The organism is uncultured Phenylobacterium sp. (assembly GCF_902826855.1).
Taxonomy (GTDB): Bacteria; Pseudomonadota; Alphaproteobacteria; order Caulobacterales; family Caulobacteraceae; genus Phenylobacterium.
In genome coordinates, this window is sequence record NZ_CADEGK010000112.1 from 1 (window position 1) to 15,346 (window position 15,346).

The 15,346-nt window shown below is 68.0% G+C and carries 14 protein-coding genes, 3 tRNA genes and 1 pseudogene; 11 read left to right on the plus strand and 7 right to left on the minus strand.

The window, feature by feature from the left end; genetic code table 11:
• Positions 1–97: 97 nt before the first annotated feature.
• A tRNA-Gly gene (locus QZV94_RS15350) sits at positions 98–171 on the minus strand.
• A gap of 833 nt (positions 172–1,004) precedes the next feature.
• Here QZV94_RS15350 and QZV94_RS15355 point away from each other — a divergent pair.
• Entirely contained in the window at positions 1,005–1,616 is a 612-nt protein-coding gene (locus QZV94_RS15355; protein ID WP_293678782.1) for a hypothetical protein, read from the plus strand.
• 158 nt (positions 1,617–1,774) lie between these two features.
• Entirely contained in the window at positions 1,775–1,864 is a 90-nt protein-coding gene (locus tag QZV94_RS15360; RefSeq protein ID WP_293678783.1) for a PEPxxWA-CTERM sorting domain-containing protein, read from the plus strand.
• 143 nt (positions 1,865–2,007) lie between these two features.
• On the opposite strand, the gene QZV94_RS15365 is transcribed toward QZV94_RS15360, so the two are convergent.
• A tRNA-Tyr gene (locus QZV94_RS15365) sits at positions 2,008–2,094 on the minus strand.
• A 133-nt stretch (positions 2,095–2,227) separates the two neighbouring features.
• On the opposite strand from QZV94_RS15365, the gene rlmB reads away from it, so the two are divergent.
• Both rlmB and QZV94_RS15375 read left to right on the plus strand, forming a co-directional pair.
• Positions 2,228–3,037 (plus strand): 23S rRNA (guanosine(2251)-2'-O)-methyltransferase RlmB, encoded by an 810-nt coding sequence (gene rlmB, locus QZV94_RS15370; RefSeq protein WP_293678784.1) that lies wholly within the window; start codon positions 2,228–2,230, stop codon positions 3,035–3,037.
• Positions 3,038–3,095: 58 nt separating this feature from the next.
• Positions 3,096–3,806, plus strand: a complete 711-nt coding sequence (locus tag QZV94_RS15375; RefSeq protein WP_293678785.1) for a TerC family protein — start codon at positions 3,096–3,098, stop codon at positions 3,804–3,806.
• 3 nt (positions 3,807–3,809) lie between these two features.
• On the opposite strand, the gene metG is transcribed toward QZV94_RS15375, so the two are convergent.
• Positions 3,810–5,615: a methionine--tRNA ligase gene (metG, locus tag QZV94_RS15380; protein ID WP_293678786.1), complete on the minus strand. Its 1,806-nt coding sequence runs from the start codon at positions 5,613–5,615 to the stop codon at positions 3,810–3,812.
• A gap of 176 nt (positions 5,616–5,791) precedes the next feature.
• Between metG and QZV94_RS15385 the strand changes: the two genes are divergently transcribed.
• Entirely contained in the window at positions 5,792–6,244 is a 453-nt protein-coding gene (locus QZV94_RS15385; protein ID WP_293678787.1) for a hypothetical protein, read from the plus strand.
• Positions 6,245–6,363: 119 nt separating this feature from the next.
• Here QZV94_RS15385 and QZV94_RS15390 read toward each other — a convergent pair whose 3' ends face one another.
• A complete protein-coding gene (locus tag QZV94_RS15390; protein ID WP_293678788.1) occupies positions 6,364–6,723 on the minus strand; it encodes a DMT family protein in 360 nt (119 codons plus the stop codon).
• Between the two features lie 61 nt (positions 6,724–6,784).
• Here QZV94_RS15390 and QZV94_RS15395 point away from each other — a divergent pair, with 61 nt between their 5' ends.
• The 4 genes from QZV94_RS15395 to QZV94_RS15410 are packed head-to-tail and all read left to right on the plus strand — an operon-like array spanning position 6,785 to position 10,735.
• Positions 6,785–7,900 (plus strand): polyamine ABC transporter substrate-binding protein, encoded by a 1,116-nt coding sequence (locus QZV94_RS15395; protein WP_293678789.1) that lies wholly within the window; start codon positions 6,785–6,787, stop codon positions 7,898–7,900.
• Positions 7,873–9,036: an ABC transporter ATP-binding protein gene (locus QZV94_RS15400; RefSeq protein WP_367254549.1), complete on the plus strand. Its 1,164-nt coding sequence runs from the start codon at positions 7,873–7,875 to the stop codon at positions 9,034–9,036. Before QZV94_RS15395 ends, QZV94_RS15400 begins: the two co-directional genes overlap by 28 nt.
• Entirely contained in the window at positions 9,033–9,917 is an 885-nt protein-coding gene (locus tag QZV94_RS15405; protein ID WP_293678790.1) for an ABC transporter permease, read from the plus strand. Before QZV94_RS15400 ends, QZV94_RS15405 begins: the two co-directional genes overlap by 4 nt.
• Positions 9,918–9,928: 11 nt before the next feature.
• A complete protein-coding gene (locus QZV94_RS15410) occupies positions 9,929–10,735 on the plus strand; it encodes an ABC transporter permease (RefSeq protein WP_293678791.1) in 807 nt (268 codons plus the stop codon).
• A gap of 149 nt (positions 10,736–10,884) precedes the next feature.
• Here the strand turns inward: QZV94_RS15410 and QZV94_RS15415 are convergent, their stop codons facing one another.
• Complete coding sequence (locus tag QZV94_RS15415; protein ID WP_293678792.1) at positions 10,885–12,291, minus strand: amidase; 1,407 nt, start codon at positions 12,289–12,291, stop codon at positions 10,885–10,887.
• Positions 12,292–12,348: 57 nt separating this feature from the next.
• A tRNA-Thr gene (locus QZV94_RS15420) sits at positions 12,349–12,424 on the minus strand.
• A 70-nt stretch (positions 12,425–12,494) separates the two neighbouring features.
• On the opposite strand from QZV94_RS15420, the gene QZV94_RS15425 reads away from it, so the two are divergent.
• Positions 12,495–12,947, plus strand: coding sequence for a YaiI/YqxD family protein (locus tag QZV94_RS15425; protein WP_293678793.1), 453 nt, complete (start codon positions 12,495–12,497; stop codon positions 12,945–12,947).
• 62 nt (positions 12,948–13,009) lie between these two features.
• A complete protein-coding gene (locus QZV94_RS15430; protein WP_293678794.1) occupies positions 13,010–13,501 on the plus strand; it encodes a cytochrome c family protein in 492 nt (163 codons plus the stop codon).
• 217 nt (positions 13,502–13,718) lie between these two features.
• On the opposite strand, the pseudogene QZV94_RS15435 reads toward QZV94_RS15430, so the two are convergent.
• Positions 13,719–15,305: pseudogene (locus tag QZV94_RS15435) on the minus strand (efflux RND transporter permease subunit).
• Positions 15,306–15,346 lie beyond the last annotated feature (41 nt).

Sequence of the window (15,346 nt, forward strand, 5' to 3'; positions counted from 1 at the left end):
CAATCGTTCCAATGTTGCAGTGCGGCTTGTTGCGTTCGAACTTCTCTTTGGCCATCAGGGTCCTGCCGGCGTTGCCTAAATCTGTCGTTCAAGGAGCTGGAGCGGGTAGCGGGAATCGAACCCGCATCCTCAGCTTGGAAGGCTGCTGCACTACCATTGTGCTATACCCGCGAAATCAGTGGGATAGCTGCTCCTCAGTGGGGGTATTGGCTCCAATCTGGCTCCCAATCGCTTGCGCTCTCGGAAGGGCGGGCGTTCTGGCACAAGCAGGGGTGGCTCGCAAGCGGCGGCGGGCCAGCCAGGACTTAGCCACAGCAAAATCTTGGTTGTGGAAAGACTGGTGATGAGCGTGGTCGCCTCATTGACGAGTCAGGAGGACCACTGCCCTTGTGGGGGTAGGCAGACGCCGCATCGGTTGGACGACCCGCGACGCCTGCCTCTGCCCCAGGACCCCTTCCACAAGGGTCTGATTGGAACGCGGCCCCTCGGTCTCCAAAACCGGGGGGCCGTCGTGCTTTCGCAGATGAGGGCAATCCTCGATGCAGCGCAATCCGATTCGATGCGGCCGCGCCTGTGTAAAACGGGGATAGTTTTTAGATCTGGATGTCCTCGGGTAGACCCGCATAGACCTCCGCGATCGCCTTCATGGGATCAGCGCCCAGCGCGCTGACGTACACGTAGAACTCCACGACATTTCAGCCCCCGCTCCTTGGTCTCCACGAAGGAGACGAACTGCTGAGGACGGCCGAGCCTGACCGAGAGCGAGCCGCTCATGGGCTGGCCCTTGTACTGACTGCGGGCTTCCCAGCCGATCGCCTCCTTATTCGCCCGGCCCTTCGCAGAGAGGATGCTGCGGCCACCGACGGCTCGATAGAGGGCGTTCGTGGAAAGAGGGAGCGTCTCGAAGCGGAGGGTCACTACCTGATTGTAGCGCGAGCCTTGCCTTCCTCACCCTCGCGGACTGTGCGATGGTTCGAAGAACGCTGGTGTGGGGAGTTAATCCGGTGAAAAGGCTCATTGTACTGGCGGTCGCCGTCGCCTCGCTGCTGCTTCCAGGAAGCAGCGCTTTGTCTCAAGGCGATGGCGAAGAGGTCTCAACGACCGCGATAATTCCGAGAGGGATGTTTGTAAGCAGCGACAACCCAAGCTGTGGAGTCCGCACTGACGTCGCTGGAATGCTTGCGAGCGAAAAGAATGCCGTTGCAGCGGGCGAACTTTGGGGACCGCAGGCCGGTGCTATCGTGCTGCTGATCTCCCAGGCGAATAGGTTCGTGCAGGAGTGCACTGGGGGCGAACTTTGCAGGTTCGCACGCAAGCACACGGAGATGAAGGACCACTCATCCTGCGCCACCATGTGCGTAGCGACGCCGCCCGGTGCCACGCTGATCGGGGCCCGAGCGAGCGATCGCGATGGGCAAAGCAGTGGCATGATCGAACCCGATCACATGAGACTGTCGGGCACTGGATACTCCCGTAACAATCAGGATTATTCGGCGTGGGCCAACGTGCACGCCACGCGGAATGAGAACAAGCAGTGGCTCGTATGCGGGACTGCTAAGAATTGGTCCGATAGCCAGAGGGCGACCAAGATTCTCACGGCGGTGTACTCAGAGTAGAGGAGCGGGGCCAGAAACTCGCGCCACTAGCTCGTAACGTAATCCAGCCCCGAACTTCCGGTAGGTGGAGCACTTCTGAAACGTGGTTCACGGTCAGCGGCGCGACCTTCGCCCCGCTGTCGAGCCAGATCCAGATCCAGCAAGGGTCCGGCTTCGCGGTGCCGGAACCGGGCGCCTGGGCGCTGATGATCCTCGGCTTCGGCGCCACCGGCGCCATGCTGCGTCGCCGGAATCTGACGCTGGCCTAGCCACCGTCTTCACCGCGTGACGACTTGGGGGTTCGAGCGATCGAACCCCTTTTTCGTGCGCATTGATTTCGTGCGCAGGACGAGCGGGTTCGCGCGGCGCAGGCGGCGAGGCCGCCCGCCTTCGCGAAACTCGTCCGGACGCGTGGTGGGGGAAGTAGGACTCGAACCTACGAAGCCATTACAGCAGGGGATTTACAGTCCCCCCCCTTTGCCACTCGGGACATTCCCCCAGCGCGTTCGGAGCCGCTTCGGAGCCTCGACGAAAAGGCTTCCGCTTCCGGATCGGAGAGGCGTAAAGCGCCCATCTCGCAGTCAAAAAGCAGGCTCCCACCGAGGGGGCCCCAAATCGGAGCGCGTCTTATAGTGGCCCCGTCCCCCGAACGCAACGACACCCGGAAGGGTCGGAAGTTCCGCCCGAAAGGCGGGTCGCACCGAGGGCCGGACCGGCGACCCGCCGGGATTTCCGACGACTGGATCTGGGGCTGGCACGCGGTGGAGGCCGCGCTCGCCAACCCACGCCGCGGGACGCTCCTCCGCCTGCTGGCGACGCCGGATCGCGCCAAGCAGATCGAGGCGCGGCTCGGCCGCGGCCAGGCCATCGAGATCGCCGACGCCCACCACATCGGCCTGGCCCTGCCGCAGGGCGCCGTGCACCAGGGCGTTGCGCTGCGCCCTGCGCCACTGGAAGAGGCCGAACTCGCCGACTTCGAGGCGCGGCCCGGCGCGGTGGTGCTGGTGCTGGACCAGATCACCGATCCGCAGAACGTCGGAGCCATCCTGCGCTCCGCCGCCGCGTTCGGCGCTATCGGCGTCATCTTGCAGGACCGCCATGCGCCCAAGCTCTCCGGCGCCCTTGCCAAAGCCGCCGCAGGCGCCATCGAGCAGCTGCCGGTGGCCCATGTCGTCAACCTCTCCCGCGCCCTCGACGAACTCACCGCCGCCGGCTGGCGCGCCGTCGGGCTGGCGGGCGAGGCCGAGCGCAGCTTGGCGCAGGTATTGGATGGCGCGCCCACGGTCCTGGTCCTGGGGTCTGAGGGCGAGGGTCTGCGCCGGCTGGTGGCCGAGCACTGCGACGAGCTGGCGAGGATTCCGATGCCGGGCGGCTTCGAGAGCCTCAACGTCTCCGCCGCCGCCGCCGTGGCGCTCTATGAAGCCTCGCGCTCCCGCGCCTGAGCGCACGGCGGCCGCCTCGACGGTTGCAGCCGGCTGCAGCCTGACGCATTGAGGCGCGATGTTCGAAGAGCTGCTCAGCCCCGGCGCCCTCTCCGCCCTATTCCAAGTCCTGATGATCGACCTGGTGCTGGCGGGCGACAACGCCGTCGCCGTCGGGCTGGCGGCAGGCGGCCTGCCCAAGGAACTGCGGCGCAAGGCGATCTTCTGGGGCCTGGCGGTGGCGGTCGTCACCCGCATCGGGTTCGCCCTGATCACCACCCAGCTTCTGGGCATCGTGGGCCTGCTCTTCGCCGGCGGCCTGCTGTTGCTGTGGGTTTGCTGGAAGATGTGGCGGGAGCTGCGCGAACAGGCCTCCTACGACGAGGCGCAGGCCGAAGCCGCCATGGACAGCGACGACGCGACCGAGCCCCGGGTCAAGCCCAAGACCTTCCGCGAGGCGCTGATCCAGATCCTGATCGCCGACATTTCCATGTCGCTGGACAACGTGCTGGCGGTGGCCGGTGCGGCGCGCGAGCACCCGGCGATCCTGATCTTCGGCCTGCTGATGTCGATCGCCCTGATGGGCGTCGCCGCCCATGCCATCGCGCGTCTGCTGCACCGCTACCGCTGGATCGGCTTCATCGGCCTGATCATCGTGCTGTACGTGGCCTTGCACATGATGTGGCAAGGCCATCGGGAAGTCGTCGACGACCTCGGCTACACGGCCCAGTACAACGCCGTCATGCCTGACTTCCTGGACATCAAGCCCAAGCCGCCCGGCGCACACTAGCGTCTAGGCTTCCGGGCCGCCGAAGCGTTCGCGCCATTCCGCGACCTGTGCGTCCTCGACCTTGCGGAACAGCACCTCGGGGGCGCGGACCGCCTGGCCTGGCGCCAGTTGGTCGAGCAGGCCCACCCCGCCCGCCGGCCAGCGACCGGGGAACGGCGCGCCCACCGCGCCGGCGATCTTCTCGGCCGTGAACGGGATGAAGGGCTCGGCCAGGGCTGCGAACAGGGCCACCAGGTTCAGGCCAACACGAACGGCGACGCCCGCCCGTTGCGGATCGGCCTTGAACGCGGTCCAAGGCGCCGCCTCGGTCAGGTAGCCGTTGCCCAGCACCCAGATCTGGCGCAGCGCCGTGGTGGCCTTGCGGAACTCGCGGCCCTCCATGAAGCCGGTGAGCTCGGCGAGCTTGGCGTCCACATCCGCGGCCAGCTTGCGCTCCAGCTCGCCCCACTCCCCGCCCGCCGGGACCGCCGCGTCGAAGCGGGTTTCAGCGAACTTGCAGATGCGGTTGACGAAGTTTCCGAGCACGTCGGCCAGGTCGGCGTTCACCTGCGCCTGGAACTGCTCCCAGGTGAAGGTGGCGTCCGAGGTCTCCGGAGAGTTGGCGGTGATCCACCAGCGCCAGTAGTCGGCCGGCAGCAGCTCCAGCGCCTGGTCCATGAACACGCCGCGCCCCTGGGACGTGGAGAACTTGCCGCCGTAGTAGTCGAGATAGTTGAAGCCCTTCAGCTCATCCACCAGCTTCCAGGGCGCGTTGCTGGCGGGCGACCAGACGCCCTTGCCGTCGGTCTTCTCGTTCACGCCCAGCAGGGTCGTGGGGAAGCCCACCGTGTGGAAGGGGATGTTGTCCTTCCCCATGAACTCCGAATAGGTCACGTCCGCCGCCAGCGGCAGCCGCCACCAGCGCTCCCAGTCCTGGTCGTCGGCCGCCGTTCGCCCCGCCGCGACCGCGCGTGCGTCGGCCCACTCCCAGGTGACCCCGATGTACTCGATCGGCGCGTCGAACCAGACGTAGAACACCTTGCCGGCCAGGCCTTCGACGTCCGGCCGCTGGCCGTCCGGGTTCGGGCCCCACGCGTCGGCGTTCACTGGCACACCCCAGGCGACGTCGCGGGTGATCCCGCGGTCCTGCAGGCCCTCGTCCAGCCACTTCAGGGCCGTGGAGGTCACGATGAGCGGCCATTGCCCCTTCTTGGCGTCGATCCATCCACGCAGCTTGTCGGAGAAGACGCTCTGGCGGAGGAACAGGTGCTTGGACGAACGCACCTCGATGTCCGTCGAGCCCGACACCGCCGAGCGCGGGTTGATCAGGTCGGTGGGGTCCAGAACACGGGTGCAGTTCTCGCACTGGTCGCCGCGCGCGGCCTCGTACCCGCAGTGCGGGCACGTTCCGATCACGTAACGGTCCGGCAGGAAGCGCCGGTCCGTGTTGGAATAGACCTGCTGGGTGACCCGCTCCTCGATGAAGCCGGCTTCCCAGAGTTGCCGGGCGAACTGCTGCGTCAGCCGGTGGTTCTGCGGCGAGGAGGACCGGCCGAAGTGATCCCAGGACAGGCCGAAACGCCGTCCCAGGTCGTGCTGCACCTTGTGCGCCCGCTCACAAAAGGTCGCGGGGTCCAGCCCTGCTTCGGCGGCCGCCAGCTCCGTGGTCGTGCCGTGCTCGTCGGTGGCGCAGAGGTAGAGCGTCTCGATGCCTTGCGCCCGCTTGAAGCGCGCATACACGTCGGCCGGCAGCATGGAGCCCGCCAGCGTCCCCAAGTGCTTGATCCCATTGATATAGGGCAGAGCCGAGGTGATGAGCGTGCGGGACATGGGCCTGGCGGGGGTTTGCGCGAACCGCGGCTTATAGGCCACGCGCGGGGTTCGCCAAAGCCGGCGTTGCAAGAAATGCTCGCCACGCGAGCCTTTCGGCGCACAATTCCCCTGCGGGGCGAAGCTGCGGCTCACGAGTCGCCAAGAACAACAGCCCCTGGAACGGGAGAATCGAAATGCGGAGCATTGTGCTCGTAGCCGCCCTGCTGGGCTGCCTGTCGCTCACCGCCTGCAACGACAAGCCGGCCGCCCCGGCCGCCGAGGCCCCTGCGCCTAAGAAATCTCTGGCCCGCCAGGCGCCGCTCTACGCCGGCCAGGAACAGGTCCAGTCGATCCAGTCCGGCACGGTCACCGCCGACGCCAGCGGCGGCCTGAACCTCGCGGCCAAGGCCACCACCGACGGGGCGGGCTGGACCCAGGTCGGGTTCCTGCCGCGGGTCTACGCCGGCAGTCCGCCGGACGGGATCTATGAGGTCGACGTGGTCGCCCAGAAGCCCGCCGCGCCCGGCGCCGCCGGCCCCACGCCCGTCGAGGCGAGCGCCGCCTGGGACAAGTACAAGGATGGGCGGGTCAAGGGCGTGAAATTCCTCTCCAAGACAAATGAGGTCGTGGCGATGGTCGGCGGCTGACCGCTATTGGCGGGCTTGGCGCCGGTTCTCCGACCGGCGCCGAGCCCGCCGTGAAACTCCAGGGACGTTCCGGCGCCGTCCTGTTGCGGCATCTCGGCGGCGCCAGCGGTGAGCGCCTCTCAGAGCGGCCCTTTGAAAACGAACCAGGCGCCCAGCGCGATGAAGCCGAAACCTATGAGGTGATTGGCCGTCAGCCGCTCCCCCAGATAGGTCGCCGAGAAGATCGCGAAGACCACCAGGGTGATGACCTCCTGCATGGCCTTCAGCTCCGCCGGGTCGTAGACCGCCCGACCGATTCGGTTGGCCGGCACCGCCAGCCAGTATTCGGGAAGCGCGATCAGCCAACTGGCCATGACGATCAGCCATAGCGGCCGGTGCTCGACCTTCAGGTGCCCGTACCAGGCGAAGGTCATGAAGACGTTGGACGCGATCAGCATCAGAATCGGCGTGATCGCGGCCCAGGAGAACGACATCGGCATTTCCCGCTTAACGAGGCTCGGAAGCGACCTATAACTTCGCTCGCAGATCGGGGGGAACAGCATGCGCGGATGGTTGAAGGCCCTGGGCTTCGCCGCGGCCGTGACGCTCGCGGCCTGCGGCCCCAAGGCGCCGGAAGACTCCGCCCCGCAAGCCGGCGGCACGCTGCGGATCTACAACTGGTCCGACTATATCGACCCGGCGTTGCTGGCGCAGTTCACCAAGGAGACCGGCATCAAGGTCACCTACGACACCTTCGATTCCAACGAGGTGCTCGAGACCAAGGTGCTGCAGGGGAACACCGGCTACGACCTGGTGGTCCCATCGAACCACAACGTCCCCCGCTACATCACCGCCGGCGCCATCGCGCCGCTGGACAAATCCCAGCTCCCCGGCCTCGACAAGCTGTCGTCGGCCACGATGCTCCACATGGCGCCCTTCGATCCGGGCGCGAAGTACGCGGTGCCCTACATGCAGGGCACCATCGGCATCGGCTATAACGAGGACGCCGTGGCCAAGCGCCTGCCGGGGGTGAAAGTCGATAGCTGGGCCGTCGTCTTCGATCCAGCCAACCTCGCCAAGCTGAAGGACTGTGGCGTCTACTTTCTCGACGCGTCAGAGGACATGTACGCAGTCGCCCTGAACTACCTGGGCAAGGACCCCAACTCCAAGCTCGCGGCCGACTATAAGGCCGCCACGGCGCTCCTGATGAAGGCGCGGCCGTATGTGCGGAAGTTCCACTCGTCTGAGTACATCGAGGCGCTGGCCAACGGGGATATCTGCGTCGCCGTCGGCTACTCGGGCGACGTCCTCCAGGCCCGGTCGCGCGCCGCAGAGGCCAAGAACAAGGTGAAGATCGCCTACGCCGTACCCAAGGAGGGTAGCCAGGTGTGGTTCGACGTCTTCACCATCCCCAGGGACGCCCCTAACCCGACCGCGGCCCACAGGTTCATGGCCTTCATGTTGCGGCCGGAGATCATCGCCAAGGCGTCGAACTTCACCGAGTACGCCAACGCCAACGCCGCGGCGACGGCCCTGGTCGACGAGGCGCTGCGCAACGATCCGAACGTCTATCCGACACGGGAGCTGTCCGATCGGCTGTTCGTCACGACCACCAAGGACCAGGCGCTGCTGCGCGATGTGAACCGTCAGTGGACGAAGGTCCTGACCGGACGTTGAGCGGCCGCCCGCAAATCGGCGGCGCTCGCCAGACCTTCGCGCCCTGGGACGACCCGGCCGCGCGGCCTCTGGTGCGGTTCGAGGGCGTCTCGAAGGGCTTTGATGGCGCGGTCGCGGTCGACGACGTCAGCCTCTCGATCTACGAGCGGGAATTCTTCGCCCTCCTGGGCCCGTCCGGCTGCGGCAAGACCACCCTGATGCGCCTGCTGGCCGGCTTCGAGACGCCGGACGCCGGGCGCATCCTGCTCGAAGGCCGCGACCTCGGGCCCGAACCGCCGCACCGGCGGCCGGTGCACATGATGTTCCAGGCCTATGCGCTGTTCCCGCATCTCAGCGTCGCCGAGAACATCGCCTTTGGGCTGAAGCGCCAGGGCGTCGCGCGCGCCGAAATCGCCGCACGGATCGAGGAGATGCTGGCCCTCGTGAAGCTGGAGGGCCTGGGCCGCCGCCGTCCCGATCAGCTTTCCGGCGGCCAACGCCAGCGGGTGGCCCTAGCCCGGGCGCTGGCGCCACGGCCCCGCATCCTGCTGCTCGACGAGCCCATGGCCGCCCTCGACAAGAAGCTGCGCGAAGAGACGCAGTTCGAGCTGATGGCGTTGCAGCAGACGCTCGGCACGACCTTCATGATCGTCACCCACGACCAGGACGAGGCGATGGTGGTCGCCGACCGGATCGCCGTGATGCGCGAGGGGCGGATCGTCCAGGTCGGCCGGCCGGTCGAGATCTACGAAGCGCCGGCCGACCGCTATGTGGCGGGCTTCGTCGGCGACGTGAACCTCTTCGAAGGCCGCATCGCCGCCTGCGAGGGCCCGCTGATCCGCCTTGCCACGGACGACGGCGCGCTCGACGCCGAGGGCGCAGGCGTGGTCGGCGACGCCGCCTGGCTGGCCGTGCGCCCCGAGAAGGTCGCGGTTCACACCGAACCGCCGGCCGACGGCCGCAACCGCCTGGCAGGTACAGTCCTGGACTACGGCTACCTCGGCGACTGGACGACCTACCTGGTTGAGACCCGGCCGGGCCGCACGATCCGCGCCGCCCGCGCCAACGCCACCCGCACGCTGCTTCGGCCGCTCGGCTGTGGCGATCCGGTGTGGCTCACCTTCGCCCCCTCCAGCGCCGTGGTGCTGACGAAATGAGGCGAGGACGCGTAGGCCTGGCCGCCATCCTGCCCTTCCTGTGGTTGGCCCTGTTCTTCGCCTTCCCGTTCCTCCTCGTGACCAAGCTGTCGCTGTCGCACACGGTGCTGGCGATCCCGCCCTACGCGCCGCAACTGGACCTGTCGCAGGGGTTGGCGGGCCTGAAGGTCTTCCTGGACGGCCTCGACACCACCACCTACGCGCGCCTGGCGCAGGACCGGCTCTATCTTGACGCCTACCTCTCCAGCCTGCGGATCGCCGCCATGGCAGCGGTCCTCCTGCTGCTGATCGGCTACCCGATCGCCTACGGCATCAGCCGGTGTCCCCCCGGCCTCAGGCTGGCGCTCGTGATGGCGGTGATCCTGCCGTTCTGGACCAGCTTCCTGATCCGCATCTACGCCTGGATCGCCATCCTCAAGCCCGCCGGGATCCTCAACGCCGCGCTCGCCGGCCTGGGATTGCCGCCGGTGGACATCCTCAACACGGAAACCGCGGTCCTGCTGGGCCTGGTCTACGCCTACCTGCCGTTCATGGTGCTGCCGCTCTACGCGGTGCTCGACCGCCAGGATGAGAGCCTGATCGAGGCGGCGCAGGACCTGGGCGCGACGCCGCTCGCCGCCTTCTGGCGCGTCACCTTTCCACTCTCCCTGCCGGGCGCGGCGGCGGGCGCGCTGCTCTGCTTCATCCCGATGGCCGGCGAGTTCGTGATCCCGGACCTGCTGGGCGGCTCCGAGACCCTGATGCTGGGCCGGGTGATCTGGACCGAGTTCTTCGCCAACCGCGATTGGCCCGCGGCCTCGGCCGTGGCCATCGTGCTGCTGGCCACCCTTGCCGTACCGATCCTGCTGTTCGAGCGCGAACAGGGGAAGGTGCTGTCGTGAGGCAGGGGCCAATGGGACGCGGCCCGTCCGCGTTCAACATCGTCTCGGTGGTGCTCGGCCTGGCGTTCCTCTACGCCCCGATCGTCATCCTGGTCGTCTATTCCTTCAACGCCAGCCGACTGGTCACCGTCTGGGGCGGTTTTTCGACCCGCTGGTACGCCGCCCTCTTCCAGGACCGGCAGATGCTGGACGCCATCTGGGTGACCCTGCGCGTGGGCGTGCTGTCGGCGACGATCGCGACCGTGCTGGGGGTGATCGCCGCATTGGCCCTTGTGCGCGGCGGGTTCCGGGGCCGTCTGGCGCTGGCGGGCGGCATCTACGCCACCCTGGTGATGCCCGAGGTGATCCTGGGCCTGTCACTCTTGCTGCTGTTCGTCGCGGCGGGCCTGCCGCGGGGCTTCTGGACCGTCACCCTCAGCCACGCGACGCTGACGCTCGCGTACGCCACCGTGGTCGTCCAGGCCCGTCTGCGCAGCTTCGATGTGGGGCTTGAGGAGGCCGCCCAGGACCTCGGCTGCCCGCCCTGGAAGGCGTTCGTCCTGGTAACCCTGCCGGTGATCGCGCCGGCGGTGGCCGCGGCCTGGATGCTGGCCTTTACCCTCAGCCTCGACGACCTCGTGATCGCCAGCTTCACCTCGGGCCCCGGGGCCACGACGTTGCCTATGCGCCTCTACAGCCAGGTGCGGCTGGGCGTGGACCCGAAGATCAATGCGGTCTCGACCCTGTTGATCGGGCTCGTGGCGACCGGCGTGATCGCCGTCTACCTCGTCCAGCAACGCGACGAGCGTCACAAGCGGCTCGGCCTCGGGCATACGTGACCCCCTCGACCCTCGGCCGAGCCGCTTGTGACCGACGTCCCCCCAGACGTCGGCGTCCGGCCGCCCCCCGGCAACCGGACCGCCGGCAGCGCCTTGTCCCGTCTCGGCACGCGCTCCCGACTTGCCGGACCAGCGTTGCAAGCGCGAGGCTAGAGCGCGGGGACCCGGTCGAACCAGGGACGCGCCCGCTCCAGTTGACCCGCGAGGCGGAACAGCAGTCCCTCCGCGCCGGTGCGGGCGGCGAACTGGATTCCGATCGGCAGGCCTGCAGCGCTCCAGGCCAGCGGGACGGTCATCGCCGGCTGGCCGGAGTTGTTGAACGCCTGGGTGTTGGGCATGTAGCTGAACAGGCGCTTGGTGAGCTCCTGCCGGTCCTCGAACAGGTATCCGATCGGGATCGCCGGCCGCCCCAGCGTGGCCAGCAGCATCACGTCGTAGGTCTCGAACAGGCCCCCCGCGGCCCGGCCGTAGGCGTGCAGGGCCTGCACCGCGCGGACATATTCCGCAGCGCCGGTCTGCTTGCCATTCCAATAGATGCTGAGGGTCGCCGCCTCGATGTCGCCGTCGGCGAGGGGGCGGCCCTGGCGTTCCAACTCGGCGTCCACATTGGCCGCAACGCTTGCGGCCATCACCAGCCGTGCGGCGGCCTGCATCGCCGCGTGGTCGCCGGGCAGGGTCGCCGCTTCCACCGTGTGGCCCAGGCTCTCGCAAAGCTTGCCGGCGTCACGCACCGCAGCCGCCACCTCCGGATCCACGGAGCCGCCCACCGTCAGCGACCCGTCGAACATGGCGATGCGCAGCCTGCCGGGATCGCGCGCCACCTCCTCGGCGTAGGGCCGCTCGGGCGGCGACAGGAAGTAGGGGTCGCCCGGCTGGGGCGCACAGCCGATGTCCAGCAGGACGGCGCTGTCGCGCACCGAGCGCGTCACCGCGTGCATGATCGACGCCCCGGCCCATCCCTCGCCGGCCGGCGAGAATGACACGCGGCCACGCGACGGCTTCATGCCGAACAGGCCGCAGCAGGCGGCCGGGATGCGGATCGAGCCGCCGCCGTCGCTGGCGTGGGCCGCCGGCACGATGCCGGCCGCCACCGCCGCGGACGCCCCGCCCGACGAACCGCCCGGCGTGCGCGACAGGTCCCAGGGATTGCGCGCCGGGCCCAGCAGGTCCGACTCCGTCACCGGCCACAGGCCGAACTCCGGGGTGTTGGTCTTGCCGAAGATCTGCAAACCGGCGTCCTTGTAGAGCCGGGTGAGCGCGCTGTCGGCCGCGGACGGGGTCTGGCTGAACAGCTTCGATCCAGCGGTCATGGGCACGCCCCCATAGGCCGCGCCCAGGTCCTTGAGCAGGTACGGCACGCCGGCCAGCGGCCCCTGCCCCGCCGGCTGGGCGCGGGCCTCGTCCGTCAGGTCGCGAGTGATCGCGTTCAGCCGCGGATTGACCTCCGCCATCCGCGCCACGGCCACCTCCAGCAGTTCACCTGCCGTCACCTCGCCCTTCGCGACCAGCGCCCCCAGACCCACCGCGTCGTGTGACCGATATTCCTCGAACCGCATGGATTTTCCCCCGCGCCTCCGGCGAGCATAGCGCGGTTGCGGAGGGCCGCCATACCATGGTGCCGGATGAGGGACTCGAACCCCCGACCTTCGGTTTACAAAACCGCTGCTCTACCAGCTGAGCTAATCCGGCCCGCCAGGGGCTGGCGGGGAAATACGGGCAACCGCTTCCGGCGCCAAGGGGCGTGCGCTAGGCAGGGGCGATGCGCATCTTCATCGACGCCGACGCCTGTCCGGTGAAGGACGAGACCTACAAGGTGGCCGCCCGATATGGCCTGACCGTTTTCGTGGTCTCCAACAGCTTCATCCAGATCCCGCCCTCGGCGCTGATCAAGCGGATGATCGTCGACGCCGGGCCGGACGTGGCCGACGACTGGATCGCCGAGCAGACAGAGCCCGGCGATATCTGCGTCACCAACGACATCCCGCTGGCCGACCGGGTGCTGAAGGCCGGCGGGGCGGCGATCGCGCCGAACGGGCGCGCGTTCACGGCCGACTCGATCGGCTCAGCGCTGGCCCAGCGCTCGATCATGGAGCACATCCGCTCCACGGGAGAGATCACCGGCGGACCCCGCGCGTTCACGCCCGCCGACCGCTCGCGCTTCCTGCAGGCGTTGGACGAGGCGGTAAACCGGGAACGACGGCGACAGCGCTAGACCTCCTTGCATCCACGTACGGCGACGCTAGCTTGCCGCCAGTTTTTGAGCCGGAGACTTCGATGCGCCTGGGACCGATCCTCGCCGCCGCCACCCTCGCCACGCTGCTGGCGGCCTGCAATCGGTCCCAGCCGGCCACGCCCACCGGGAGCGAGCCGAAGGCCGCCGCAGCAGCCCCCAGCGACGCCGAGAAGCAGGCAATGCTGGCCAGCCTGCCCGCCCCCTACAACACCGCCGACCTGGCCAATGGCGAGGCCAAGTTCGCGCTCTGCCAGTCCTGCCACACAGTGGCCGAGGGCGGCGCCAACATGACCGGACCCAATCTCCATGGCGTGTTCGGGCGCAAGGCCGCCTCGCTGCCCAACTTCAAGTACTCCGACGCGCTGACCGCCGCCGGATGGATCTGGGAGCCGCAGCATCTCGACCACTGGATCGAGAAGCCGCAGACCTTCCTGCCTGGCAACAAGATGACTTTTGCCGGCCTCAACGACCCGAAGGACCGCACCGACCTGATCGCCTACCTGATGGTGTCGACCGGCTACAAGCCGCAGTAGGGGCTCGCCTGAAAGGCGCAAGATTCTGTCATCCGACAACCTTGACGAGCAGGTCGCGCCCGGTCATGGTGCCTTGTCGACCGTGAGCATCTGTAGGGTTCGACGTCCCAATCCGAAGGGCAGCGCCCCCCGCTGCCGGCCGGGCCCAGGGATCTGACACCCCCTTATTCCGGATCCCTGGCGCCGGCTGGCAAACCGGCGCCGCTCCCTGTCGGCGCTATTCCGCAGCGTTGGCCACGCGGGCCTTCTCGGCGTCCTCGAAGGCCTCGATCCGTCGAGCCGTAGCCATGGGCGACTTCGTGAACCGCGCCAGCAGGTTGTAGAACACGGGCACGACGAACAGCGTAACCAGGGTGGCGAAGATGGCCCCGAAGAAGATGGTCACGCCGATGGTCTTGCGCGCCTCGCCGCCGGCGCCGCCCCACAGAATCAACGGGATCGCACCCGCCGCCGCCGAGATCGAGGTCATGATGATCGGGCGCAGGCGCAGCGAGGCGCTCTCGATCACCGCCTCGCGTATACTGAGCCCCTCGTCACGCAGCTGATTTGCGAACTCGACGATCAGGATGCCGTTCTTGGCGGCGATGCCGACCAGGATGATCAGCCCGATCTGGCTGTAGGTGTTGATCGACGAGCCGGTGATCAGCAGGCCGAACAGCCCGCCCACGGCGGCCACCGGCACGGTCAGCATGATGACAGCCGGATGGATCCAGCTCTCGAACTGCGCCGCCAGAACCAGGAACACCAGGAGCAGCGCCATCCCGAAGGCCAGGCCTACCGACCCCGAGGCCTCCAGGTAGTCGCGCGCACCGCCGCCCCACTTGACGGTCACGGTTCCTGGCTGCTTGGCGGCCTCCGCCTTCAGGAAATCGATGGCCTCGCCCATGCTGTAGCCGGGGTTCAGCTGCGCCTGCAGGCTGATGGATCGCAGGCGGTCGACCCGCGAACGGTCGGGCGTGTCCCCGCGAACCTGGGTGGTGACCACCGATGACAGGGGCACCGTCTCTCCGCTGGCGGCGCGGACATAGAGTTTGCCGATATCGGTCTCGGTCTCGCGCTGCGCCCGCTCGGACTGCAGCAGCACATCGTACTCCTGGCCGTTCTTGATGTAGGTGGTCACCCGGCGCGACCCGAACATGGTCTCCAGCGCGCGGCCGACGGTCTGCGAGGACACGCCCAACGCGGCGGCCTTTTCACGGTCGATGTTGACAACCACGCGCGGGCTGGTGGGCTCGTAGTCCACGCGGGGCCGCGCCAGACCCGGGTTCGCGGCGGCCGCCGCGAGGACCGGCGCCATCCACCGTTCGATCTCCGGATAGTCGGAGCCTGTGGCGATCAGCGAGAGGCTGCTGCCTCCGCCGCCACCGCCGCCGGGTCCGCCACGTTGCAGGCCGCCTTCCGGATTGAGGATTACGCGCACGGAGGTTATCGAGCTGACCTCACGGTTGAGCCTGGCGGCTAGTTCCTGGGTGGTGATGTCGCCCTTTTCCGGCAGGATCGCGTTACCGCCGGCGGAGTTGAACGAGCCGCCGCCGCCGCCGCCGAACCGCGGCGTGACACTCACCTAGCGTTCGAGCGTGCCCTCGCGCACGTACTTCAGCAGGATCGCTTCCACCTGCTGCGCAGCCAGGTTGGTGTAGTCGTAGCCGGCGCCCTCGGGGGCCTGGATGTTGACGCCGGCGCGCCGGCGATCCTCTTCGGGCGTCAGTTCCTTGGGCAGGACGGTGAACACCCCCCACGCGGCCAGGGCCAGGACCGCGACGAGCACGGTGGCGGCAATCGACACCACCCGGTGGCCCAGCATCGCCTCGACCGAGCCGTGGTACGCGGCCTTGAGCCTGTTCA